This is a genomic window from Citricoccus alkalitolerans, from assembly GCF_039528175.1.
GTDB classification, from domain to species: Bacteria; Actinomycetota; Actinomycetes; order Actinomycetales; family Micrococcaceae; genus Citricoccus; species Citricoccus alkalitolerans.
In genome coordinates this window covers 1966007-1990542 of the sequence record NZ_BAAALH010000002.1, presented here as the reverse complement: position 1 = coordinate 1990542, position 24536 = coordinate 1966007, and the positions used below count along the sequence as shown (strand labels likewise).

Annotated in this window: 18 protein-coding genes; 6 read left to right on the top strand and 12 right to left on the bottom strand. The window is 69.3% G+C overall.

Translation table 11 applies throughout. The features are described 5' to 3' along the window. Positions 1–673 precede the first annotated feature (673 nt). From tyrS to ABD134_RS14925, 5 genes are all read right to left on the bottom strand, one after another. Complete coding sequence (gene tyrS / locus ABD134_RS14945; RefSeq protein ID WP_344230753.1) at positions 674–2020, bottom strand: tyrosine--tRNA ligase; 1347 nt, start codon at positions 2018–2020, stop codon at positions 674–676. An 83-nt stretch (positions 2021–2103) separates the two neighbouring features. Continuing rightward, positions 2104–4344, bottom strand: a complete 2241-nt coding sequence (locus ABD134_RS14940; protein WP_344230945.1) for a HelD family protein — start codon at positions 4342–4344, stop codon at positions 2104–2106. A gap of 136 nt (positions 4345–4480) precedes the next feature. Beyond that, complete coding sequence (locus ABD134_RS14935; protein WP_344230751.1) at positions 4481–5209, bottom strand: DNA-3-methyladenine glycosylase; 729 nt, start codon at positions 5207–5209, stop codon at positions 4481–4483. Further along, positions 5206–6690 (bottom strand): argininosuccinate lyase, encoded by a 1485-nt coding sequence (gene argH / locus ABD134_RS14930; RefSeq protein ID WP_378108288.1) that lies wholly within the window; start codon positions 6688–6690, stop codon positions 5206–5208. Before argH ends, ABD134_RS14935 begins: the two co-directional genes overlap by 4 nt. A 12-nt stretch (positions 6691–6702) precedes the next feature. Continuing rightward, complete coding sequence (locus ABD134_RS14925; RefSeq protein ID WP_344230749.1) at positions 6703–7950, bottom strand: argininosuccinate synthase; 1248 nt, start codon at positions 7948–7950, stop codon at positions 6703–6705. A gap of 221 nt (positions 7951–8171) precedes the next feature. Here ABD134_RS14925 and ABD134_RS14920 point away from each other — a divergent pair, with 221 nt between their 5' ends. The 3 genes from ABD134_RS14920 (at position 8172) to ABD134_RS14910 (ending at position 10581) form a co-directional block, all read left to right on the top strand. Continuing rightward, positions 8172–8630, top strand: a complete 459-nt coding sequence (locus tag ABD134_RS14920; protein ID WP_344230747.1) for an ankyrin repeat domain-containing protein — start codon at positions 8172–8174, stop codon at positions 8628–8630. Positions 8631–8872: 242 nt separating this feature from the next. Beyond that, a complete protein-coding gene (rpf, locus tag ABD134_RS14915) occupies positions 8873–9598 on the top strand; it encodes a resuscitation-promoting factor Rpf (protein ID WP_344230745.1) in 726 nt (241 codons plus the stop codon). Between the two features lie 233 nt (positions 9599–9831). Continuing rightward, the gene (locus tag ABD134_RS14910; RefSeq protein ID WP_344230743.1) at positions 9832–10581 is read left to right on the top strand and encodes a hypothetical protein; all 750 of its coding nucleotides are present in this window, start codon (positions 9832–9834) and stop codon (positions 10579–10581) included. Between the two features lie 28 nt (positions 10582–10609). Here ABD134_RS14910 and ABD134_RS14905 read toward each other — a convergent pair whose 3' ends face one another. From ABD134_RS14905 to argC, 6 genes are read right to left on the bottom strand one after another with little or no spacing between them, the layout of a single operon-like run. Next, positions 10610–11107 (bottom strand): arginine repressor, encoded by a 498-nt coding sequence (locus ABD134_RS14905; RefSeq protein WP_344230741.1) that lies wholly within the window; start codon positions 11105–11107, stop codon positions 10610–10612. Then, positions 11104–12147 (bottom strand): ornithine carbamoyltransferase, encoded by a 1044-nt coding sequence (argF, locus tag ABD134_RS14900; protein WP_344230738.1) that lies wholly within the window; start codon positions 12145–12147, stop codon positions 11104–11106. Before argF ends, ABD134_RS14905 begins: the two co-directional genes overlap by 4 nt. Positions 12148–12149: 2 nt before the next feature. Continuing rightward, positions 12150–13544, bottom strand: coding sequence for an acetylornithine transaminase (locus tag ABD134_RS14895; RefSeq protein ID WP_378108289.1), 1395 nt, complete (start codon positions 13542–13544; stop codon positions 12150–12152). A gap of 9 nt (positions 13545–13553) precedes the next feature. After that, on the bottom strand, positions 13554–14519 hold the full coding sequence (argB, locus tag ABD134_RS14890; RefSeq protein ID WP_344230734.1) for an acetylglutamate kinase: 966 nt from the start codon (positions 14517–14519) through the stop codon (positions 13554–13556). 17 nt (positions 14520–14536) lie between these two features. Then, positions 14537–15697: a bifunctional glutamate N-acetyltransferase/amino-acid acetyltransferase ArgJ gene (argJ, locus tag ABD134_RS14885; RefSeq protein ID WP_344230732.1), complete on the bottom strand. Its 1161-nt coding sequence runs from the start codon at positions 15695–15697 to the stop codon at positions 14537–14539. Continuing rightward, complete coding sequence (gene argC / locus ABD134_RS14880) at positions 15694–16734, bottom strand: N-acetyl-gamma-glutamyl-phosphate reductase (protein WP_344230730.1); 1041 nt, start codon at positions 16732–16734, stop codon at positions 15694–15696. Before argC ends, argJ begins: the two co-directional genes overlap by 4 nt. A gap of 167 nt (positions 16735–16901) precedes the next feature. Here argC and ABD134_RS14875 point away from each other — a divergent pair, with 167 nt between their 5' ends. The 3 genes from ABD134_RS14875 to ABD134_RS14865 all read left to right on the top strand — a co-directional run bounded on the left by ABD134_RS14875 (position 16902) and on the right by ABD134_RS14865 (position 23735). Then, positions 16902–17897 carry a quinone oxidoreductase family protein gene (locus ABD134_RS14875; RefSeq protein ID WP_344230728.1) on the top strand — a complete coding sequence of 332 codons (996 nt, stop codon included), beginning with the start codon at positions 16902–16904 and terminating at the stop codon, positions 17895–17897. A 187-nt stretch (positions 17898–18084) separates the two neighbouring features. Then, positions 18085–22245, top strand: coding sequence for a Pls/PosA family non-ribosomal peptide synthetase (locus tag ABD134_RS14870; RefSeq protein ID WP_344230726.1), 4161 nt, complete (start codon positions 18085–18087; stop codon positions 22243–22245). After that, complete coding sequence (locus ABD134_RS14865) at positions 22242–23735, top strand: M1 family metallopeptidase (protein WP_344230724.1); 1494 nt, start codon at positions 22242–22244, stop codon at positions 23733–23735. The genes ABD134_RS14870 and ABD134_RS14865 overlap by 4 nt, the downstream gene beginning before the upstream one ends. Here ABD134_RS14865 and ABD134_RS14860 read toward each other — a convergent pair. Beyond that, entirely contained in the window at positions 23727–24467 is a 741-nt protein-coding gene (locus tag ABD134_RS14860) for a 4'-phosphopantetheinyl transferase superfamily protein (RefSeq protein WP_344230722.1), read from the bottom strand. The genes ABD134_RS14865 and ABD134_RS14860 overlap by 9 nt on opposite strands. Positions 24468–24536 lie beyond the last annotated feature (69 nt).

The window sequence follows — 24536 nt, the reverse complement described above, 5'->3', positions numbered from 1 at the left end:
ATCAACCAATTCAAAAAATTGGCATCAACAAACTTGGCACACTATTGAGTTCTCAAACAACAGGTACGTAATAAATACTAACCAGATAAACCCAATTCTTTGGGCCGCTTTCCGGCTTTCCTCATCCGCGGTTCTCAACCTTATCCCTTCGATTTCATCCCGTCAAATCCGCGTTTCCGGCGATTTTTCGAATCAAATCTCAGTTCTTCGGTTATACCCATCCAGGCGATCCGTGACGGCCGCTCAGGGGCTCAATCACGTCTTCCTGCATGGCCCGTACTTCATGCGGGACCTTAACACTACACCTTGAAGGGCGCAGTAGTCTAGGTCTGCATTTCAGTTCGGGGTGGCCACCTGATTTCCCGCTTTCGCGGCTGGCGACTTGAAGAACTATACACACGGATTCGCGTCGCCGCAAAATCCGCCTCAGGGGTCATTCCACAACCTCAGATGCCCGTGATTCCGGGGATTCTCAGGCTCGCGACCCGCAGTCGACCCAGGGTGTGAGGCAGGTCTCCCCCGACCTTCTGGTCAGATCTGAAACGGAACTGGCCGCCCCCTCGGTGAGGGAGCGGCCAGTCGGTGAGGCACCGTCCTGCGATTCGGGAGGTGGCCCTTCGAGCGTTCGAGACGCGGGTGGTCAAGGGGTCTGGCGCGCAGGCAGACCCAGTGGTCAGGCAGTCAGATCCACCAGAGCCATGTTCTTCTTTCCGCGGCGCACCAGGAGGTATCGCCCGTGCAGGGCGTTATCCGTCCCAAAGGTGGCTTCCAGATCTGTGACCCTGACGTTGTTCACCGAGGCACCGCCGTCGTTGACCGTGCGACGTGCCTCCGAGTTGGACGCCGACAAGCCGGTGGAGACCAGCAGGTCCACGATGCCGACGGGACCCTGCGTTCCCAGGCCCGCGTCCGCGGTCGGAAGCTCGGCGGTCGCCGCGGCGAGCGTGGACTCGTCTACCGAGGCCAGATCTCCCTGACCGAAGATCGCCGCCGAAGCGTCGATCACCTTGCGGGTGGCCTCCTCCCCATGCACGAGTGTCGTCACCTCCCAAGCGAGCGTCTTCTGCGCCTCCCGACGGAAGGGTTCTTCACGCACCTTGGTCTCGAGGGCCCCGATCTGCTCGCGGGTCAGGAAGGTGAAGACCTTCAGGCGGTCGAGCACGTCCGCGTCCGCGGTGTTCAGCCAGAATTGGTAGAAGGTGTACGGCGAGCACATCCGGGCGTCCAGCCAGATGGCGTTGCCCTCCGACTTACCGAACTTGGTCCCGTCCGAATTCGTGATCAGCGGAGTGCCGATGGCGTGGGCAGAGACACCCTCGACCTTGCGGATCAGGTCCGTCCCCGAGGTCAGGTTGCCCCACTGGTCCGAGCCTCCCGTCTGCAGCAGGCAGCCGTAGTCGCGGTACAGGTTCAGGAAGTCCATCCCCTGCAGGACCTGGTAGGAGAACTCCGTGTAGGAGATCCCCTCGTCCGAGTTCAGGCGTTTGGCCACGGTCTCCTTCTTGACCATGGTGCCCACCCGGAAGTGCTTGCCCACGTCCCGCAGGAAGTCCAGGGCACTCAGCTGACCGGTCCAGTCCAGGTTGTTGACCATTCGCGCGGCGTTGTCTCCCTCGAAGGACAGGAAGCGCTCGATCTGGCCGCGCAGGTACCCGACCCATTCGGTGACGGTGTCCCGGTCGTTCAGCACGCGTTCGGCCGTCTGCCGTGGGTCACCGATCAGTCCGGTGGAGCCGCCCACCAGGCCAAGGGGCCTGTGCCCGGCCAGCTGGATCCGACGCAGTAGCAGGATCTGCACCAGGTTGCCCAGATGGAGGGATGGGGCCGTCGGGTCGAAACCGCAGTAGTAGGTGACCGGATCGCCATCGAGCAACTCCTCCAGGGCCGCCTCGTCCGTGGAGACGTGGACGAGACCGCGCCACTGGAGTTCCTGCCAGAGGGTGGGGAAAGACGGGTCATTGGACTGTCCGGCCAGAGCCGGGTTCACGGTGGGGGCACCGGTGGTGGACGTGCTGGTCACGGGGAGGGCCTCTCGGGGAGTGTCGATGCGTCAGGGTCAGCGGGTGCGTCGGTGGCGGTCGGGGCCCGGCGCCGGCCCGGCGGCTACTCCAGCCCGGCCGGCAGTTCGCCGGTGGCCAGGATCCGCAGGGTCTGGGTGGACCGGGTCATGGCCACATAGAGATCGCCGACGATTCCGCCGGCCTCCGCCACGATCTGGGCCGGCTCGAGCAGTACGACTGCGTCGAATTCCAACCCCTTGGCCTCGCCCGGGGTGGTGGCCACGATGTCCTGGCCCAGCCCCCCACCGCCTGAGCCGACCCGATCGCCGTACTTGGCACGCAGCATGGTGGTGATCTCATCCTCAAGGGAGACGGGTGCGATCACTGCAAGCAGCCCGCCGTCGATCCGTTCCAAGTCCTCGGCGATGCCGGACAGCAGGGCATCCCGCCGATCTGCAGGAGCCACCCGGGAGACCGTCGGGTCCCAGTCACCCTCGCGCACGGCTTGCGGGCTGGATACCGGCAGGCCGGCCTCCTGGGCCACGCGTGCGGCCAGCCGGGTGATCTTGGCCGGGGTGCGGTAGTTCACCGTCAGCTCCTCCAGCTGCCAGCGGTCCTCGACGAACGGCTCGAGGGCGTCGGCCCAGGAGGTCACGTTGGCGGCCGATGAGGCCTGGGCGATGTCCCCGACGATGGTGAACGACTTCAGTGGACAGCGGCGCATGAGCAACCGCCACTGCATGGGCGAGAGTTCCTGAGACTCATCGACCACCACGTGTCCATAGGTCCAGGTCCGGTCCGTGGCGGCCCGCTCGGCGGCGGAGACGTAATGGTCCCCGGCCTGATTGGCATCTGCCAGGGCCTCGGCGGAGACAACGCCATCCACCCCGAAGTCCTCGAGCATGGCGTGGACGTTCTCCAGGGTGGCCTCCGCGTTGGCCACGTCCCGTTTGCGGTCGGCCTGCTGTGAGGCCTGATGACGGCCGGCACTGGCGTCCCACTCCCCCAACAACTCGGCAGCCTCATCCAGCAGCGGGACGTCCGCCTCGGTCCAGGGCGCGTCGGCCGCACGCAGCAGGCGGCGGCGATGTTTCGCCTTGAGGAACGGTGCGGCCATCTCCAGGTGCCCGGGCTTGGAGAACAGATCCGTGAGGAGCTTCTCCGGGGTCAGCGGCATCCAGCACAGATTCAAGGCGATCCGGACGTCCCGAGATGTGCGGACGTCCTCGGAGAGATAGGCGCGGTCGATGTTGTTGCCCGCTCCCGAGGACTTCTCCAGCTTGTCCTTCAGCTGATCGGCGAGCTCGCGCACCATGATCTTGACGAAGGTGGTGCGGGCCTCATTGTGCGGTTTGCCCGTGGCCCGGGCTCGGTCACGCGCCCGGCGGACCTGCTTCGGGCGGATGGTCAGGGTGGTCCCGCCGACATCCACCCGGCGCGGCCCGTCCGGGAGGCGCTGCCTGTTGGCCACGGCGTTGGCCACCACCTCGGCCATGAACAGCCGGCCCTTCACCTTCGCGACGCGCCGGTCCGTCTCGGGGACGGCCTTGATGCCGGGCATCAGCCGGCCGAGGGAGGACATGACCACGCCGGTCTCGCCGAGGGAGGGCAGCACGCGGTCGATGTAGCGCATGAACGACTGGGACGGCCCCACGAGCAGCACGCCCGCCGTCTTCAGCCGTTCGCGGTGGGTGTAGAGCAGGTAGGCGGCGCGGTGCAGGGCCACGGCTGTCTTGCCGGTGCCGGGACCTCCCTGGACCACCAGTACGCCCTTGAGGGGCGAGCGGATGATGGCGTCCTGTTCTGCCTGGATGGTGGCGACGATGTCGCCCATCTGGCCGGTGCGCCGGGCCGTGACGGCCGCCAGGAGGGCACCAGCGCCGTGATGGGTCGATTCATCGTCCAGCAGCGTGGCGTCCAGGACGTCGTCCTCGAGATCGGCCACGGTGCGACCGCGCAGCATCAGGTGACGGCGGCGGCGCACCCCGAGCCGTTGATGGGCGGTGGCCTGGTAGAAGGCGCCGGCCTCCGGGGCCCGCCAGTCGACCATGAGCCGGACCTGTTCCTCGTCCGTCAGGCCGATGCGCCCGATGTAGCGTTCATCGCCTTCGTCCATGTCCAGCCGTCCGAACACCAGCCGGTCGTCGACGGCGTAGAGCTGAGCGAGGCGGTCCTCGTAGAGGCTGGCGAACGCATCTCGCTCCGAGACGTTCTGCACCGAGCCCTGCGGGCCGTCCTTGCGGACGCGGGCCAGCTGACGCTCCTTCTCGGCACGCAGTTCGTCCAGGCGCTCATAGAGCCCGGCGACGTATTCGCGCTCATGCTCCAGTTCGGTCTGGTGGATCGGAACCACATCAGTCATGCCTTGCACACCTTAGGGCTATCGATGGTGCCCGAAGGGTCCGACGAATCCGCCAGAACCGCTGGGCACTTCGGAACGAGTGACCATCCATGGTACAGCCGTTGGGGTGAACGCCATATTAATCCCGTCTCTCTTCCCGGCCCTCCCGACGGCGCCGGGGCTTGGCCGCCCGGTAAGGAGACACCGAGGGCTCGTCCGGCAGCCAGAAGCGCCACGGGTAGTCCGGTCCGCCCCCGTCGCCTGAGACCCCGGTGCGTGGACCGCTCAGGGTCCCCGGCCGGCGTCGGGACCGCAGGCCGGACAACCAGATCCCGTCCGGTACCGGCTGTCCCGGGGTCGGATCCAGCACCTGGCCGGGTGCCGGGCCGAGGAGCAGGGCTGAGCCGTCGTCGCCGGCGCCGATGCCCAGCGCCTGGGCCAGGCGGGCTGGGCCGGAGGCCAGCTGACGGGCCACCTTGGCCGGTCGGTGGCGGACTGCAGAATCGGCCGCAGCACCGACACCGCGGCGCTCGAGGGCGGTGCCCATCCCCGCGACCACCTCGCCGGCGCGCAACAGCACGCCCGAGCTGGTTCCCTCCGGACCGCACACGATGTTCACGCACCAGTGCATCCCGTAGGTGAAGTACACGTAGATGTGACCGACCGGACCGAACATGGTGGCGGTGCGGGCGGTGCGCCCCCGGAAGCCGTGCGAGCCGGGGTCGCGGCTCCCCTCGTAGGCCTCGACCTCCGTCAGGCGCACGCTGACCGGCGCCCCCTGACGGGCCACGGTCAGCGTGGAGCCCAGCAACAGCGGTGCCGCGTGCAGGCTCCCGCGTTCCAGGGGCTCCAGCCCTCTCGGAATCATGGAAGGACCGAGGAGTCCCCGAAGGCGCGCAGCGGTTCCAGCTGGGACCTGAGCTCGGACAGCTGCGCCGCGACGGCCACTGGGGCGGTGCCGCCCTGCGCGCTGCGGGAGTTGAGTGAGCCCTCGGTCGACAGGACCGTACGGACCGCCGGCGTCAGGGCCGGGGAGATGGAGGCGTAGTCCTCGTCCGTGAGATCCCACAACTCCGCGCCACGAGACTCGGCCAGCTTGACCGCCTCACCGGACAGCTCATGGGCCTCACGGAACGGCACGCCCTGGCGTACCAACCATTCCGCGATATCCGTGGCCAGGGCGAAACCCTGCGGCGCCAGCTCGGCCATCTTCTTCGTGTTGAAGGTCAGCGTGGCGATCATCCCGGAGACCGCCGGCAGCAACAGCTCCAGGGTGTCCGCGGCGTCGAAGACCGGCTCCTTGTCCTCCTGCAGATCACGGTTGTACGCCAGCGGCAGTCCCTTGAGTGTCGCCAGCAGACCGGCCAGGTTGCCGATCAGGCGCCCGGACTTGCCGCGCGCCAGTTCGGCGACGTCCGGGTTCTTCTTCTGCGGCATGATCGAGGAGCCGGTGGAGTAGGCATCGTCCAGGGTGACGAAGCCGGCCTCCTTGGTGGCCCAGAAGATGATCTCCTCACTGATGCGGGACAGGTCCACGCCGACCATGGCACTCACCCAGGCGAACTCCGCGAAGACGTCCCGCGCGGCGGTGCCGTCGATCGAGTTCCAGGCCGCGGAGTTGAATCCCAGCTCGGTGGCGACCGCGTTCGGGTCCAATCCGAGCGAGGAGCCGGCCAGGGCACCCGAACCGTAGGGCGACACGGCCGCACGGCGGTCCCAGTCCACGAAGCGTTCCACGTCCCGGGCCATCGCCCAGGCGTGAGCCAGCAGGTGATGGCTCAGCAGCACCGGTTGCGCGTGCTGCAGGTGCGTCCGGCCGGGCATCGGCGCGTACGGGTGCGCCTCGGCCTGGGCCACCAGGGCGTCGATCGTCTCCACCAGGCGGGCGGCGATCACCCGGGCGTGGTCGCGCAGGAACATCCGGCCCAGCGTGGCGATCTGGTCGTTGCGGGACCGGCCGGCGCGGAGCTTGCCGCCCAGCTCCGGCCCGGCCCGCTCGATGAGTCCACGCTCCAGGGAGCCGTGCACGTCCTCATCCGCCTCGGAGGCGACATAGGCGCCCGAGATGACATCGTCCTCCAGACGGTCGAGGGCGGCCAGCATGCCCCGGAGCTCCCCGTCGTCGAGCAGGCCGGCCTCCTGCAGCACTCGGGCGTGGGCCCGGGACCCGGCGATGTCATACCGGGCCAGCCGCCAGTCGAAGTCGGTGGACTTGCTCAACGCCGCAAGGGCATCGGCGGGGCCGCCGGCGAACCGGCCGCCCCACAACGAGCCCTCGTTGGTGCCATGGCGTTCCGTCGGCCCAGGGCGGCCTGGGGCCCCTGGACCCCGGCGGTCCTCCGGCACGATCTCGGGCACGGCTCAGCTCTCGTTCGAGAGCTGGGCGACGTCGGCCAGCGAGTCCATGTCCCCGGCCACGCGCTCGTCGCGTTCGGTGGCGACCTTCGAGGACAGGCCGAAGATGTCGATGAACCCGCGCGCTGAGGACTGATCGAAGGCATCGCCCTCGTCGTAGGTGGCCAGGCTGTAGTCGTACAGGCCGGTGTCGGAGCGACGTCCCTGCACGGTGGCGCGGCCGCCGTGCATCTCCATCCGGATGTCTCCGGAGACATACTTCTGGGTCTCGTCCACAAAGGTGTCCAGGTTCTTCTTCAGTGGGGAGAACCACTGTCCGTCATAGACGATCTCGGTCCAACGCTGGTCCACGGTCTTCTTGAAGCGGGCCTGCTCGCGCTCGAGCGTCACGTTCTCCAGTTCCCGGTGGGCGGTCATGAGCGCCATCGCGCCGGGGGCCTCGTAGATCTCCCGGGACTTGATGCCGACCAGGCGGTCCTCGACGATGTCGATGCGGCCGATACCCTGGGCGCCGGCGCGGCGGTTCATCTCCTCGATGATCTGCAACGCGGAGAGGGAACGGCCGTCCAGGGCGGTGGGCACCCCCTGCTCGAAGGTCACGGTGACCACGTCCGGGGCCGGAGGGAAGGCCGGGTCGTCCGAGTAGTCGTAGACGTCCTTGGTCGGTCCGTTCCAGATGTCCTCGAGGAAGCCGGTCTCCACGGCGCGGCCCCAGACGTTCTGGTCGATCGAGAAGGGGTTCTTCTTGGTGGTGACGATCGGCAGCTCATGGCGCTCGGCATACTCGATGGCCTTGTCCCTGGTCAGGGCGAGGTCACGGACGGGCGCGATGCACTTCAGGTCCGGGCCCAGGGTCTGGATGCCGACCTCGAAGCGCACCTGGTCATTGCCCTTGCCGGTGCAGCCGTGGGCCACGGTGGAGGCCCCGAACTGGCGGGCGGCGGCGACCAGGTGGCGGACGATGACCGGCCGGGAGATGGCCGAGACCAGTGGATAGGCATCCATGTACAGGCCGTTGGCCTTGAGTGTGGGCATGCAGTACTGCTCGGCGAACTCGTCCCGGGCATCAGCGACATAGGCTTCGACGGCACCGCAGTCGAGGGCGCGCTGGCGGATGGTCTCCAGGTCCTCGCCACCCTGGCCCACGTCCACGGCCACGGCGATCACCTCGGCACCCGTGGCCTCGCTGATCCAACCGATGGCCACCGACGTATCCAGTCCGCCTGAATAGGCCAAGACGATGCGCTCTGTCATTGCGTACTCCTTCTGTTGCCTGCGATAGTGCCGGCGTTGCCGCCTGCGATGCTGCGTGTCACGGGGCCGCGCACCACGTACGGAACGGCCGACCTGCTCTATGCACGAGTCTACATATTTATGCATGGCAAGCCGAACCGACCTGCGGTGCCAAGCAGACCGCGTCGTTCCCTCCACAGAACTTCCTCCACGACGCCGTGCTCTCACCGTAATCTGGTGCCATGACGAGCGATACCCCACACTCCAGCCAGTCCGACGACCAGCCGACAGCGAACAGCACGCCGGAGCTGACCGACGAGGAGCTGGAATTCCTGAACTCCCTCTTTGACCTGGCCCGCGCCGGGGACGGCGACCGGCTGCTGCCCGTCCTCGACCAGGGGGTCCCCGTCGACCTCGCCAACCACAAGGGCGACACCCTGCTGATCCTGGCGACCTACAACAACCATCCGGGGCTGGTCACGGACCTGATCAGCCGGGGCGCCGACGTGCATCGACTCAACGGCCGCGGACAGTCAGCACTGTCCTGCGCTGTCTTCGTGCAGAACGAGGAGTCGGTGCGGACGCTTCTGGCGGCCGGGGCGGACCCGGACGAAGGTCCCGTGAGCGCCCGCGCCGCCGTCGACATGTTCGGACTCGATTCAATGCGGGCACTCCTGGACGATCCCGAGCTCCGCGCATGAGAGCAGGATGAGAATCCACTCGGAACTCCGGGGATAATTTGACGTTATCGTTCTGATGCATTTCACTGGACCTAGTCCTGCTTCGTGATCTTTTCGTGATCTGGCAGGAAGCCTGCGGGGTTCCCCCACCTGCACCGTCCCTTGGGAACCCCGTGCCGTGAAATCCATCGCGGACGGCGGACGGTGCTGCATGGACGGTCGGGGACGACCTGAGCAGTGGTGGGCCGAAACCCCAGAAAACCATGCAGAAGACTTCCACTGCCTCCCAGTCCACTCGCCGCACCATCATCCGCCGCTCGGCCGCAGGCCTCGCCGGCGTTGCCGTCGCCGGCGCCGGCCTGACCGCCCTCTCCGCACCCGCCACCGCAGCCCCGGCCTCCAGCTGGGACGCCCTGGCCCAGTGTGAGTCCGGCGGCAACTGGTCCATCAACACCGGCAACGGCTACTACGGTGGCCTGCAGTTCTCCCCGAGCTCCTGGAGCGCCGCCGGCGGCTCCGGCATGCCGCACCAGGCCTCCAAGGCCGAGCAGATCCGCGTGGCCGAGAACCTGCTCTCCATGCAGGGCTGGGGCGCCTGGCCCGCCTGCTCCGCCAAGCTGGGTCTCTACGGCAACGGCGGCAGCGCCGAGGTCACCACCCAGTCCGCCGAGTCCTCTTCCCAGACCCAGGAGGCTGCTCCGAAGGTCGAGAAGAAGCAGAGCGCGCCCAAGGCCGAGAAGAAGCAGGCCGAGCCGAAGCAGCAGGCACCCCAGCAGCAGGCTCCGGTCCAGGAGGAGCGCGCCTCCGCCGTGTCCTCGGTCGAGAAGTCGGACGAGACCATCACCGTCCAGGCCGGCGACACCCTGTACAAGCTGGCCGAGGCCCACGGGGTCGACGGCGGCTGGGAGGCACTGTACGCGGCCAACGCCGACACCGTGTCCGATGCGAACCTGATCTTCGTCGGCCAGACCCTGCACCTGCCGGCCTGATTCTGACCGCTCGGATCTGTAGCACCGGCTGACGGCACCGGACGGACCAGTGGTCCACGCCGGCTGCCAGCAGCACACAACGAACGCGTTGGATGGGGAGTACTCCCCATCCAACGCGTTCTGCGTTGGTGCCGGGCGCCGATAGGCTGGACTGATCCGTGATCGTTTCGCCCTGTCGCACCCTGCGGCCGGACATCACCGGATCAACAGTCTCGAGGGGGACCTCTATGCCGATGAGCATCACCACCACCCAGCGCCAGCCGCTCCGCGTTCTGGGCATCACCGCCCTGGGTGCCACTGCGGCCCTGACCCTGGCCGGCTGCGCAGGCTCCGGCGTTCCGGCGCTGGAGGACGTATGGCCCGAGGCGCACGCCTCGATCGAGGACACGAGCTCCGTGGCCATCGACGGCAGCGTGACCCAGGGCGACCAGGACATGACCGTGTCCATCTCCGGTCAGATCGACGATTCGTCCTACTCCGGCAACGTGGCCATGGGGGACGTCTCGGTCGAGATCCTCGGCAATGACGAGTACACCTACATGAAGCCGAACACCGCCTTCTACGAGGAGAACGGGGGCGGCGCCCAGTTGCAGGAGATGGTGGGTGACAAGTGGCTGGAGATGCCCGCCGAACAGGGCGGTTTCACGATGTCCACCCTCTGGGATGCCTTCACCGAGGACATTCCCTCCTCCGATGAGTTCAGCGACTCCGAGTACACGTCCGAAGCGGTCGACTTGAACGGCGAAGAGGTCTACAAGTACACCGGCAGCACCGAGGACTCCGAAGATCCCGTGAGCCTCTACGTGTCCAAGGACAACAAGCTGGTCCGCCTCGAGGCCGAAGCGGCGTCCTCCGACGACGAGTCCGCCTCCCCCTCGGGCTCCTCGTCCGGCACCGGCACGATCGACTTCTCCGAGTGGGACGCCGTGGAGACGGTGGAGATGCCGGCCGAAGATACGATCTTCTCCGTCCCGGGGCTCTAGTCCCGCCCGCTCGGCGAGACCGCGCGGGCTACCCCGCGTATTCGAGGAACCGCCCGGCGACGGCGACTCCCCCGTCCGGCGCACGCGTCACGATCATGATCGTGTCGTCTCCGGCGATCGTGCCGAGGATGTCCGGTTGGCGTGACTGGTCGATGACGCTGGCGAGGAACTGTGCCGCGCCGGGTGGAGTTCTGAGAATGACCAGGTTGGCGCTGGATTCAGCCGCCACCAGCAGGTCCCGGCACAGGCTGGAGAGCCGGTGCTCCAGTGCTTCCGGAGCACGCCGCGCGGCGAGCTCCCCCGGCACCGGCCCTTCCGGCGGAACCGAGTAGACCAGCTGTCCGCTGTCAGCGCGCACCCGGTAGGCGCCCAGCTCGACGAGATCACGGGACAGCGTCCCCTGCGTCACCGAGACACCCCGGACGCCCAGCTCTGTCAGCAGCTCGGCCTGACTGTGCACGTCTGTGGCGGCAAGGACGTCCTTGATGGCCGCCTGACGTGCGGTCTTGGTGGCCGGAGCGCTCATCGGACGTCAGCGGAACCGACGGTGGAGACCCGTCCATCACCGAGCGCCGCGCCGGCCGACTCGGTGGCAGGCGTGGCGGCAAGGCCGGAACGGTAGAGCAGCCAGGCCATCAGGGCCTTCTGGGCATGCAGGCGATTCTCGGCCTCGTCGAACACCACTGACTGCGGTCCGTCGATGACCTCTGCAGAGACCTCGAGGCCCCGGTAGGCCGGAAGGCAGTGCAGGAACACCGCATCCGGCGCGGCCTTCGACATGGCTCGGGCGTCCACGGCGTAGTCACGGAACAGGGTCTGCCGGGCCTCCTTCTCCTCTTCCTGGCCCATGGAGATCCAGGTGTCGGTGACCACGACGTCAGCACCGTCCAGGGCCTGCGCGGCATCGGTCGTGACCAGCACCGACCCCCCTGTTGCGGCAGCGCGGGCCTCGGCGGCCGCTACCACGGCCACGTCCGGCAGGTATCCCGAGGGCCCCGTAACGCGCACGTGCATCCCCGCGGTCACGCCGGCCAGCAGGTATGAGTTGGCCATGTTGTTCGCGGCGTCCCCGAGGTAGGTCATGACCAAGCCCTCCGTGCGCCCCTTGTGCTCGCGCACCGTCAACAGGTCGGCCAGCAACTGGCAGGGGTGGTAGTCGTCCGAGAGTGCGTTGATCACGGGCACGGTGGCATGCTCGGCCATCTCCTCCAGACCCGCTTGACCGTACGTTCGCCAGACGATGACGGACACCATCCGGGACAGCACCTGGGCGGTGTCCGCAATGGACTCCTTGTGGCCCAGCTGGGCTTCACCGGGATTGACGATCAGGGGCTGCCCGCCGAGGTCGGCGATGCCAGCCGCGAAGGACACCCGCGTCCGGGTCGAGGTCTTGTCGAAGAAAACGATGCCGGTCTGCGGCCCGGCCAGGGGCCGGTGCAGGTAGCGGTCGGCCTTCATGGCCTGCGCCAGGTCCAGGACCTCTGACTGTTCGGCCGCGGTGAGATCGGTGTCGACGAGGAAGTGCCGGAGTGGCGCCGCCGCGGACGGCGTGGTGCTGGGGGTCATGCTCAATTCTCCTGATCGTGCTGTTGCCGGTGTGCCTGCAGGGCCGCTTCCAGGAGCGACGGGAGATCGGCCACCACTCGGTCGGCCTCCTCCTCCCCCAGGACAAGTGGCGGGGCCAGGCGGAGGGTGGAGGGTCCGGTGGCGTTGAGCAGGTATCCTGCCTCGAGACCGGCGCGGACCACGGCCGGCGCCAGGCCGCCATCGGGCACCGGGGTTTCCATGCCGGAGGGCACGATGATGTCCACGCCGATGAGAAGGCCGTACTGGCGCACCGCGGTGACCCCGGCCACGGCGCCGAGTCCGCGCGCCAACCGGGCGCCGAGGTCATGGACGTGCTGCAGCAGGCCGGTCTGGGCGATCGTGTCCAGCACCGCCAGCCCGGCGGCGGTGGCGACGGGGTTGCCGCCGAAGGTGGTGCCGTGCTGACCGGCCGTGAGCAAGGCGGAGACCTGCGGGCCGAAACTGACCATGGCGCCGATCGGGACGCCGCCGCCCAGGCCCTTGGCCAGCGTCATCGCGTCCGGCACCACCGGCTCGTCCTCCCCGGTGACAGCGGGATTCTGGTGAGCGAACCAGGTCCCGGTGCGGCCGGTGCCAGATTGGACCTCGTCGAAGATCAACAGCGCGCCGTGACGGCGGGTGAGGTCACGGGCGGCCTGTAGGTAACCGGCCGGCCAGCCGTGCACGCCGGACTCGCCCTGCACGGGTTCGAGGATGACGGCGGCCACGGTCTCATCGAGCGCGGCCTCCAGCGCTGCCGCGTCACCGGCGGGAATGAACTCGATGCCCCCGGGCAGGGGTTCGAACGGTTCACGGTAGGCGGGCTTCCACGTCATGGCCAGGGCGCCGAGGGTGCGGCCGTGGAAGCTGTTCTCCAGGGCCAGGACCCGGGTGCGGCGGCCGGAGGGATCCTCGCGCCCGTGGCGGCGCGCCAGCTTCAGGGCGGCCTCATTGGCCTCGGACCCGGAGTTGGCGAAGAACACGGTGGATCCCTCAGGGGCCACGGCCAACTCCAGCAGTCGCTCGGCGAGGGCGATCTGCGGGCCGGAGGTGAAGAGGTTGGAGATGTGGCCCAGGGTGCCGAGCTGCTCGGTCACCGCTGCCACCAGTGCCGGGTGGGCGTGGCCGAGCGCGTTGACGGCGATGCCCCCGAGGAAGTCCGTGTACCGGCGGCCGTCGGCATCCCAGACATGCACACCCTCGCCACGGACCAGGACCCGGCTGGGGGCACCGAAGACTCCGGTCAGCGAGGTGGCATAGCGTCCGAGGAGTCCTGTCTGGGAGGGAGAGCCGGTTCCGACGGCAGCAGGTGCCGCCGTGGGACCGGCAGGTGTCGTAGCAGAGGTGGCGGCGTGATCGGCGAAATCAGCGGCGGCGCCAGCGGTGGGGTTGTTCATCATGGTCCCTCAGTCGGTGTGGTCATCGGGCAGGACCTGGGTCCCTACCCCGGCCGTGGTGAAGACCTCGAGCAGCATCGAATGTGGCGCCCGGCCGTCCACGATGTGGGCCTGGGGCACCCCGCCGTCGACGGAGTGGAGGCAGGCGGCCATCTTGGGGATCATCCCGGCCTCGAGAGTGGGCAGCAGCGCGCGCAGCTGGCCGGCGGACAGCGATGAGATCAGGGATGTCCGGTCCGGCCAGTGGGAGTACAGGCCCTCGACATCAGTGAGGACCACGAGCTTCGAGGCACCGAGCGCCACGGCCAGTGCCGCAGCGGCCGTGTCCGCGTTGACGTTCAGCACCTCACCCGTGGCCTGCCCGTCGGCGCTGATCTCCGGGGCCACTGAGGACACGACGGGGATCCGCCCGTTCTCCACCAGGTCCCGGATGGCACTCGGGTTGACCTGGGTGACCTCGCCGACCAGCCCGAGGTCCACGGGCTCGCCGTCCACCACGGTGCCGGTCCGCTGTGCCTGGAACAGGGCGGCATCCTCGCCGGACATGCCGACGGCATAGGGCCCGTGCCCATTGACCAGGCCCACGAGCTCCCGGCCGACCTGGCCCGTGAGGACCATTCGGACCACGTCCATGGCCTCGGCGGTGGTAACACGCAGTCCCCCGGCGAACTCGGACTCGATTCCGAGCCGGCTCAGCATGGTGTTGATCTGTGGCCCGCCGCCATGCACCACGACAGGATGGATGCCGCAGTGGTGGAGGAAGACGATGTCCTCGGCGAAGGCACTGCGCAGTTCATCCGACACCATGGCGTTGCCGCCGTACTTGATCACCATGGTGGTGCCGGCGAAGCGTTTGATCCAGGGCAGGGCCTCCACCAGCACGGCGGCCTTGGCTGCAGCATCGTCCGGGGAACCCGGAACGTCGGTGGTCCCCGTGGTCCCGCCGGTGTCAGTAGCACCGGTCGTGTCTGTCATCTCACGCATGGTGGTCCTCAGCTCGAGTACGCGGAGTTCTCATGCACATAGTCGTGCGTGAGGTCGTTGGTCCAGATGGTGGCGGTGGCCTCTCCCGCGTGCAGGTCGATCACCACGCTCACCTCGCGTGGGGAGAGGTCCACGAGCTCCCGGTCCTCGCCCACCCCGGAGTCACGGCAGACCTGGACGCCGTTGAAGTGCACGTCGAGGCGCCCGGCGTCGAACGGGGCCAGCTCCTCCGGAACCGTGCCGACGGCCGAGATGACACGCCCCCAGTTGGGGTCCTGACCGAACACGGCGGCCTTGAACAGGTTGGACCGGGACACCGCGCGGGCCACCGCCTCGGCAGCCTTCTCGGTGCTCGCGCCGACCACCTGGATGGAGATCTCGTGGGCGGCGCCCTCGGCGTCGGCGATCAGCTGCCGCGCCAGGTCCGCGCAGACCGTGCGCAGACCCTCCTGGAACTCCGCTGCGTCCGGTCGGGTCCCGCTCGCACCGGAGGCGAGTAGCGCCACGGTGTCGTTCGTGGACATGCAGCCATCGGAGTCCGTGCGGTTGAACGTGGTCCGGACCGCCTCGGTCAATGCCCCATCCAGCTCGGCGGGTTCCACCGCGGCGTCGGTGGTGATGACGCACAGCATGGTCGCCATTCCCGGTGCGAGCATGCCAGCACCCTTGGCCATGCCGCCGATCACGTACCCGGCGCCTCGGTGGACCGCGGTCTTGGGCACCGAGTCCGTGGTCATGATGGCCTCGGCCGCATCGGCTCCACCCTCAACGTCCAGCGCTCCGGTGGCGGCGGCCACTCCCGGGATCAACCGGTCCATCGGCTGGGGCAGGCCGATCAGGCCGGTGGAGCACACCAGCACGTCCCCGGGAGAGATCCCGAGCTGTCCGGCGGCATGTTCGGCGGTGGCGTGCGTGTCCTGGAACCCCTGGGGGCCGGTGGCGGCATTGGCCCCGCCCGAGTTCAGCACCACAGCATCCACACGCCCGTCCGCGACCACCTGGCGCGACCAGACCACGGGGGCGGCAGCCACCCGGTTGGTCGTGAAGACGGCTGCCGCGTGGCGGTCCGGTCCGTCGTTCACGACGACGGCCACGTCCGGCTTCCCGGTCGACTTCAGTCCGGCGGCCACACCGGCGGCGCGGAATCCCTGGGCTGTGGTGACGCTCATGGTGCGATCCCCTGCTGGGTCAGCCCCGTCTCCTCGGCCAGGCCGAGAGCGAGGTTCATGGATTGGACGGCGCCGCCGGCGGTACCCTTCGTCAGGTTGTCCAGGGCGGCGGTGATGATGACGCGGCCGGCATGCTCGTCCACGGCCAATTGCATGACCACGTGGTTGGAGCCCAGCACGGACTGGGTGGTGGGCCACTGCCCCTCGGGCAGCAGGTGGACGAACTGCTCCTCACGGTAGGCCTGCTCCCAGGCGGCCCGGACCTCGTCAGCGTCCACTCCGGGATGCAGACGGGCCGTGGCGGTGGCCAGGATGCCACGGGGCATGGGCGCCAGCGTCGGAGTGAAGGACACCGTGACGGGTTCCCCCGCCGCCTGGGTGAGCCCCTGCTCGATCTCCGGGGTGTGGCGGTGCCCGCCCCCCACGCCGTAGGGGCTCATGGAGCCCATGATCTCGCTGCCCAGCAGGTGCGGCTTGAGGGCCTTGCCCGCTCCGGAGGTCCCGGTGGCGGCCACGATCACCACGTCCTCCGGCACGAGGAGACCGGCGGTGAAACCGGGGGCGAGGGCGAGCAGGCACGTGGTCGGATAGCAGCCCGGGACGGCAATCCGCGACGCCCCGGCGATCTCCGCCCGCTGCCCCGGCAGCTCGGGCAGGCCGTAGGGCCAGGTCCCGGCGTGGTTGGAGCCGTAGAACCTCTCCCAGGCCTGCGGTGACTGCAGCCGGTGGTCCGCGCCGGCATCGATCACGAGGGTGCCGGGCGAGAGCAGCTCGAGTTCGGCGGCGATCGCACCGCTGGCGCCGTGCGGCAGGGCCAGGAAGACGACGTCGTGTCCGGCCAGCACCTCCGCGGTGGTCTCCTGCAGGACGCGATCAGCCAGGGCGTGCAGGTGCGGCTGGAGCGAGCCCAGTCGCTCCCCGGCGTTCGAGTGGGCCGTGATGGCCCCGATCTCCACCTCGGGGTGGGCGAGAAGAAGGCGCAGGACTTCTCCTCCGGCATATCCGCTGGCGCCGGAGACGGCAACTGTGAGGCTCATGCGCCCATGCTAGGGGAAATATGCAGTGATGCCAATATTTATGCAAGACCGGGCCGCACCGGGTCGTCCGGCACCGGAGGATTGTTCACCCGACGGTCACCGTGGGACCACGCACCGTCTACGCATCACCGCCCCAGGGGCCGCCGGGCGCGACTACGGTAGGCACCATGACCGAGATTTCCCTTCCCAGCGCCCAGCATGCCGTTCGTGTCCACGCCTCCGGAGGACCGGAGGCCCTGCAGTGGACGGAGGTCCCCGTCCCGTCACCGGGCCCCGGGGAGGTCCTGGTCAGGACAGCGGCCGCCGGCCTCAACTTCATCGAGACCTACCAGCGCTCGGGCGTATACCGGATGCCCCACCCCTTCATCCCCGGCTCGGAGGGGTCGGGGACGGTGGTGGCCCTCGGCCCCGAGGCCGACGCTGCGTCCGTGACGGTCGGAGATGTGGTGGCCACGGCGGCCGGTTCCGGCACCTACGCCGAGTACTTCACCGCCCCGGTGGACCAGTTGCTGCCGGTGCCGGGCGGGGTGGACCCGGCGGAGGCCGCGGCCATCCCCCTGCAGGGCATGACCGCCCACTACCTGTGCCGGTCCACCGTGGAGGTGCAGCCGGGCCAGACGGTCCTCGTGCATGCCGGCGCGGGGGGCGTGGGCCTGCTGCTGACCCAGTTGTGCGTGTCCCACGGCGCGACCGTCATCGCCACGGCCTCCACCGAGGAGAAGAAGGCGCTCTCCCGCGCGGCGGGCGCCAGCCACGTCCTGGACTACTCGGGGTTCGCCGACGCCGTGCGGGACCTCACCGGTGGCCGCGGCGTGGACGCCGTGTTCGATGGAGTCGGCCGGGACACCTTCGACGAGTCCCTGGCCTCCCTGCGGATCCGTGGAACCCTGGCCCTCTTCGGTGGCGCCTCGGGGCCGGTGCCGCCGGTGGACCCCCAGCGCCTCAACTCCGCCGGTTCGGTGTTCCTCACCCGCCCCACCCTGGTGCACCACACGTTAACCGCCGACGAGACCCGGTGGCGGGCCCGGGAACTGTTCTCCGCCCTCGACGCCGGCACCCTCGACTTCCGGATCGGCGCCACCTACCCCCTGGCCGAGGCAGGCCGGGCGCACGGGGACCTCGAGTCCCGCCGCACCACCGGAAAGTCACTGCTCCTGCCGTAGGCCCGCCGGTGGCCTGCCGGTGGACGGGTCAGCGGCCGGGCATAACGGCGGATGTCCGCCAAGCGGCCACATCTCTCAGCCATCGGACAGCAATCACGATAAGATGACAGGCATTCTTTTTTCGATCCGCACGTTTATCCCGTTTCGATCCCGTTGACCCTGAGTTGGAAGTAGGCCGAACGCCGCCGTGTCCCCCCATGCGCCACAGTTGCCCGCCGCTGAGAAGGCCCCTCCGGTCCGGACCCTGGTCCAATTGCTGGAGGCCACCGCCCAGCAGCATCCCGAGGCACCGGCCCTGGACGACGGCGAGACCGTCCTGTCCTATGCGGAGCTGCTGGACGAGGTGAAAGCGACAGGGCGAGCCCTGCACGGTGCCGGCCTCGGCGCCGGGGACCGGATCGGCATCCGGGTCCCGTCCGGAACGGTGGAGCTCTACGTCTCCATCCTGGCCACCCTGTACATCGGTGCCGCCTACGTCCCGGTGGACGCGGACGACCCGGACGAGAGGGCCCGGTTGGTGTTCTCCGAGGCCAAGGTCGCCGCCATCCTCTCCGGTCAGGGCCGGGTGCAGACGTCCTCGAAGCGTCCCAAGCCGTTCCCTAGTCCCCGTGCGCCCGGGCCGGAGGACGATGCCTGGATCATCTTCACGTCCGGGTCCACCGGCACGCCCAAGGGTGTGGCCGTCACTCACCGCAACGCCGCCGCGTTCGTGGACGCCGAGGCGCGGATCTTCCTCCAGGACGATCCTCTCGCCCCGGGCGACCGGGTCCTGGCCGGGCTCTCCGTGGCATTCGATGCCTCCTGCGAGGAGATGTGGCTGGCATGGCGCCACGGTGCCTGTCTGGTTCCCGCCCCACGTTCTCTCGTCCGCTCCGGCATGGACCTCGGCCCCTGGCTTGTCTCCCGCTCCATCAACGTGGTCTCCACCGTACCGACGCTGGCCGCCCTGTGGCCTCCGGAGGCCCTGGAGAACGTGCGCCTGCTGATCTTCGGCGGTGAGGCGTGCCCGCCGGATCTGGCCGCCCGCCTGGCCGAGGACGACCGTGAACTCTGGAACACCTATGGGCCCACCGAGGCCACCGTGGTGGCCTGTGCCGCTCCCATGGACGGTCAAGGGCCGGTCCGGATCGGTCTGCCCCTGGACGGCTGGGACCTGGCCATCGTGGATCCGGCGACGGGGATCCCCGTCGCCGAGGGCGAGACGGGCGAGCTCATCATCGGCGGGGTGGGACTGGCCCGCTACCTCGACCCGGCCAAGGACGCCGAGAAGTATGCCCCGATGGAGTCCCTCGGGTGGGACCGCGCCTACCGTTCCGGGGACCTCGTGGTGTGGGACCCGGACGGATTGCTGTTCGTGGGCCGAGCCGATGAGCAGGTCAAGCTCGGCGGCCGCCGCATCGAACTCGGAGAGATCGATGCGGCGCTCCAGGCCCTGCCGGGCGTCGCCGGCGGTGCCGCCGCGGTCCAGACGACCCCGGCCGGAACCCAACTGCTCATCGGGTACCTGGCAGTGCCGGCGTCGACGACGGGGCAGGACGGGCCGGACCTGAAAGCCTTCCGCCGACTCCTCGAGCAGGAGTTGCCCGGAGCACTGGTCCCCCGCCTGGTCACGGTGGAGACCCTGCCCACCAAGACGTCCGGCAAGGTGGACCGCAACGCGCTGCCCTGGCCGCTTCCGGGTCAAGTGGGAGCGGGCGCCGGCCACGGCGGCTCCGGCCCGAGCACCGACCTCCCCGTGGATCCCGAGTCCCCAGGAGGCTGGGTGCTGACCCACTGGGCGGATGTGCTGGGCACCGCCCCCGAGGACCTGGACACCGATTTCTTCGCCTCCGGCGGCGGGTCATTGGCCGCAGCCCAACTCGTCTCCCGGCTGCGCACCCGCTATCCCTCCGTCACCGTGCGGGACGTCTACGCCCACCCCCGCGCCGGAGCCCTGCTGGAGGCCGTCACCGGCAACGATGGCAGGCCGGTGGAACCTGCCGAGCCCGTGGAACCGCGCCCGGTAGTCCGCACCGCCCGCCGGGCCCAGGTGTTCCAGACGCTGATGGGCATCCCCCTGGTCATCCTCGTGGCCATGCGCTGGGTCGTCTACCTGGCCGCCGGCGCCAACCTGGCCGCGGCCTGGGGTGTCCTGCCCGGCGCCCCGACCGTCTCCTGGTGGTGGGTACTGGCCGGCTGGCTCGTGTTCGTGTCCCCGCCGGGCCGCATGGCCCTCTCTGTGGTGACGGCCCGGTTGCTGCTGCGTGGAATCCAGCCAGGCTCCTATCCGCGGTCCGGCAAGGTCCATCTGCGGCTGTGGCTGGCGCAGCACATCTCCGACCTCGTGGACCCGGTCTCCCTGGGCGGTGCCCTGTGGGTCCCCACCTATGCCCGCCTGCTCGGGGCCACCATCGGCCGGAACGTGGACCTGCACTCGGTCCCCCCGGTCACCGGCCTCCTCGACCTCGGCACGGGCAGCTCGATCGAACCCGAGGTGGATCTGTCCGGCTATTGGATCGACGGAGACGTGGTCCACATCGGTGCCGTCACCGTCGGTCAGGACGCCGTGGTCGGCACCCGATCAACCCTGATGCCCGGTGCCGCGGTCGGCACCGGCACCGTGGTCCAGCCCGGGTCCACGGTGATCGGCAAGGCCAAGGACGGCCTCGAGTACGCCGGCTCGCCCGCACAGCGGCTCGGCAAGGCCCGGTACGACGGCCCCAACATCGACCCGCCGCGCGCCACAGGGTGGCTCGTGTTGTCCACCATCGGCTCCGGCGTCCTGGCCCTGCTGCCCGCGGCCGCGGCGCTGGCAGCGGCCCTAGTGGGCCTGTGGTCCCTGATCTGGTGGCCGGACGCCCCGCAGGTCGGCCAGTCCGGCGAGCCCGGATCGCCCACCGCACCCGAGACCGTCTTCGGTTCCGCGTGGCGACTGCTGGCGGCCACCCCGCTGATCGCCGCGGTGTGGTTCGGGGCGAACATGCTCTTCACCGTGGTCTCCGTGCGCCTGCTGTCCCTCGGGGTGACGGAGGGCTACCACGCCGTTCGTTCCCGCATCGGCTGGCAGCTGTGGGCCACGGAGCGGGTGCTGGACACGGCGCGTGATCTGCTGTTCCCGTTGTACGCCTCCCGCTTCACCCCGGTCTGGTTGCGGTGGCTCGGGGCGGAGGTCGGCACCAACGTGGAGGCTTCCACGGTCATCCTCCAGCCGGCACTGACCCAGATCGGCGACGGCGCGTTCCTCGCCGACGACACGATGATCGGCTCCTACGAGTTGCAGCGCGGCTGGATGCACGTGGGGCAGGCGAAGGTCGGCAAGAGGTCCTTCGTGGGCAACTCCGGCATGGTCGCCGCCGGACGCAAGCTCTCCAAGAACTCCCTCGTGGCGGTCCTGTCCGCCACCCCGAAGAAGACCAAGTCCGGTTCCTCCTGGCTGGGGTCCCCACCAGTGCGTCTTCGCCGCACGGAGGTCGAGGGTGACGACGCCCTGACCTACGCTCCGCCGGCGAGGCTCAAGGTGGTGCGCAGCGCCTGGGAGTCCCTGCGCCTGTTGGCAGTCTGGTGCTCCGTGGTCATCGCCGTGGCCGTGGTGATCGCCCTCGACGGGCTCGCACAGCTGGGCGGCGGCGCTGCGACCGGGGCCGGGCCAGGCGGCTGGTGGCTCGCCGCCATGCTCGGCGGCGTGGTGCTGATGCTGGCCGGCGCCCTGGCCGCAGGCTGCTCCGTGCTGGCCAAGACGGTCCTGGTCGGTCGGATCAGAACCGGCGAGCATCCCCTGTGGAGCTCCTTCATCTGGCGCAACGAGGTGGTGGACAACTTCATCGAGGTGGTCTCCGCCCCCTGGTTCGGGCGGATCGCGTCCGGCACCCCCTCTCTCGTCTGGTGGCTGCGTGCGCTCGGCGCCCGGATCGGCCACGGTGTGTGGTGCGAGTCCTACTGGCTGCCCGAGGCGGACCTGGTGACCCTGGGCGACTCCTCGACCGTGAACAGGGGCTGCGTGGTCCAGACCCACCTGTTCCATGACCGCGTCATGTCCCTGGACACCGTGACGCTGGGCGCGGGCTCGACCCTCGGTCCGAACTCCGTGATCCTGCCGGCAGCCTCCATCGACGACGGCGGCACGGTCGGCGCCGGATCGCTCATCATGCGAGGGGAGATCGTCCCGGGCCACTCATGGTGGACCGGCAACCCGGTGGCGCCGTGGAAGGGACCCAAGGTCAAGGGCCGCGCTGCGGCGATCACTAGACTGGAACGGCTCGAGGAGAAGGCCGGCCGGGCAGCCGTGAGGGCCGCCAACCGGGACGCCGCCGAGCAGGCCACGAAGACCGTCAACACCGCCGATGAACCCGAGGAGCACAGCCACCCGTGAGTGAGGAAACCCCGGTCCTGCCCGATCCCTACATCCCAGGATCGGGAACCCCGGATTTCACGGTGGGCCACTACGAACTGCAGCTGGAGGTCAAGCTGGCGGCCAACCGGATCGCCGGACGGGCCCGCCTCGAGGGAACCGTCCTGCGGCCGGCGAAGCGGATCGAACTGGATCTGCACGAGCTCTCGGTCAGCAAGGTCACCGCAGCCTCGCAGGGCCGCACCGTCAAGGTGGCCAAGACCGCAACGCGGAAGGGCCGGCTGGTCATCGACCTGGCCGCCCCCCTCGACGCCGGCGCGCCACTCGCGCTCGAGGTCTCCTACGCCGGCGTCCCGACGATGCTGACGGGGCCCTGGGGCGAGATCGGCTGGGAGGAACTGACCGACGGGGTGCTCGTGGCCGGCCAGCCCAACGGCGCCGCCACCTGGTTCCCCTGCGTGGACCACCCCTCGGTGAAGTCCACCTACCACTTCACCGTAGCCACGGACGCCGGTTATCTGCCGGTCTGCAACGGGCTGCCCACCGGGCACCGGCGCCGTTCTTCGCGCGAGGAGTGGACCTGGGAACTGCGTGACCCGGCTCCCAGCTACCTTGTGACCCTGCAGATCGGCCGGTACCAGCTGGTGGCCGTGCCAGAGCACCCCACCGGACGCCACCGTGCCACGGACGCCGTTGTCCCCCGCCAGGGCGCCGGCGGAGCACCGGGCCGGAGCTCCAACCAGACGTCTGCTCAGACTGCCGGCCGGACGCCCGGTCAGATGTCCGAACCGGCGTCTGAACGAGAATCGGCTCCGGTCTTCCTCGCCGTCTCCCCGGCACTGCAGGCCCGCGCGCAGGAGGTCCTCGGACGGCAGACCGAGATGATGGCGTGCTTCAGCTGGCATTTCGGTCCCTACCCCTTCGACCGGTACACGGCCGTGGTGACGGACGATGACCTGGAGATTCCGCTGGAGGCGGCGTCCCTGTCCATCTTCGGGGCCAACCACCTGACGGGCTCCTGGGCCGCCGAGCGGCTGGTGGCCCACGAACTGGCGCATCAGTGGTTCGGCAATGCGCTGACCCTGCGCCAGTGGAAGGACATCTGGCTGCACGAGGGATTCGCCTGCTACAGCGAGTGGCTGTGGGGCGCGGAATCCGGGCACGGCACGCTGGCTTCGCTGGCCCGCACAGCCTGGCAAGGTCTGGCTCTGAAGGCGCAGGACCTGGTGGTGGCGGACCCGGGGCCTGCGCTGATGTTCGACGACCGCATCTACAAGCGCGGAGCTCTGACCCTGTTCGCCCTCGACCGGGCCCTCGGCGACGAGGTGTTCACCGACCTGATCCGCTCCTGGGTGGCCGAGCACCGGCACGCCTCCGTGGACACAGGGATGTTCCTGGACCATGCCGACCGCCATGCCGAGGCAGCCGGTCACCCGGCCGGCCATGCACGCACGGTCTTGCGCCCCTGGCTGTGCGAGCCCGGGCTGCCGGCCTTCCCTGCGTCACGCTGACGCGGCGGGCGTTCCTTCGGAACCCGTCTCCGCCGGAGGCCGGTGCCCGGCTGGCGGCAGGAGCACGACGGCGCCGAGCAGGTGATCGGGGGCATGGCCTCCTGGCCAATCGCGATCCGGAACGATGACAGACCCTGGCCGGTCCGGCACCGTCAGGTCCAGAGTCCCGGGCACCGTGACGGCCACATCTGCCGGGTCACCGGTGAAGCCGGTGCCCCGAGCCTTGGCGAGGGCCTCCTTGGCACACCACAGCAGGCCGCGGATTCCCGGGCGCACATGGTCGTCCAGGGCACCGACCAGCCACTCCTCCTCCGCAGAGAAGCCGACGCCGGCCAGTTCGGCGGGCTCGGCGAAGGCCGCGGACCCAGCCTGTTCGAGGTCGACCCCGATCCGCCAGCCCGCCACTGTGTCCGGCACCCCGAGCCAGGCGGTGGCGAGCCACCCACCAGCCCGGCTGAAGCTCACGGCCGGCAGTGGCGCTGCCAGTCCCCCCGTTGTGAGGGCGTCCGGACCCCGCCGGTGCCGGGCCAACCGGCTGTGACGCAGCTCCGGCCGGCCGTGGTTCTCGGAACCGCACTGGGCGCAACGGTGGGTGACCTCGAAGGTCCCCGGCCGATGCCCCAAGGACACGGCGAGGAAGTCGAGGGCCTCACGGCGCTGGTCACCAGTCCGGGGACCGGTGACCACCACGTGCCATCCCGGGCCGGATGCCTGCCCGTCACCTGTGCCCATGGCCCCTTCTCCTCCTCGGGTCAGCTGGGTTCCCGGCTTGCTCTGCCGGATCTGCCGGCGGTGTCCCCG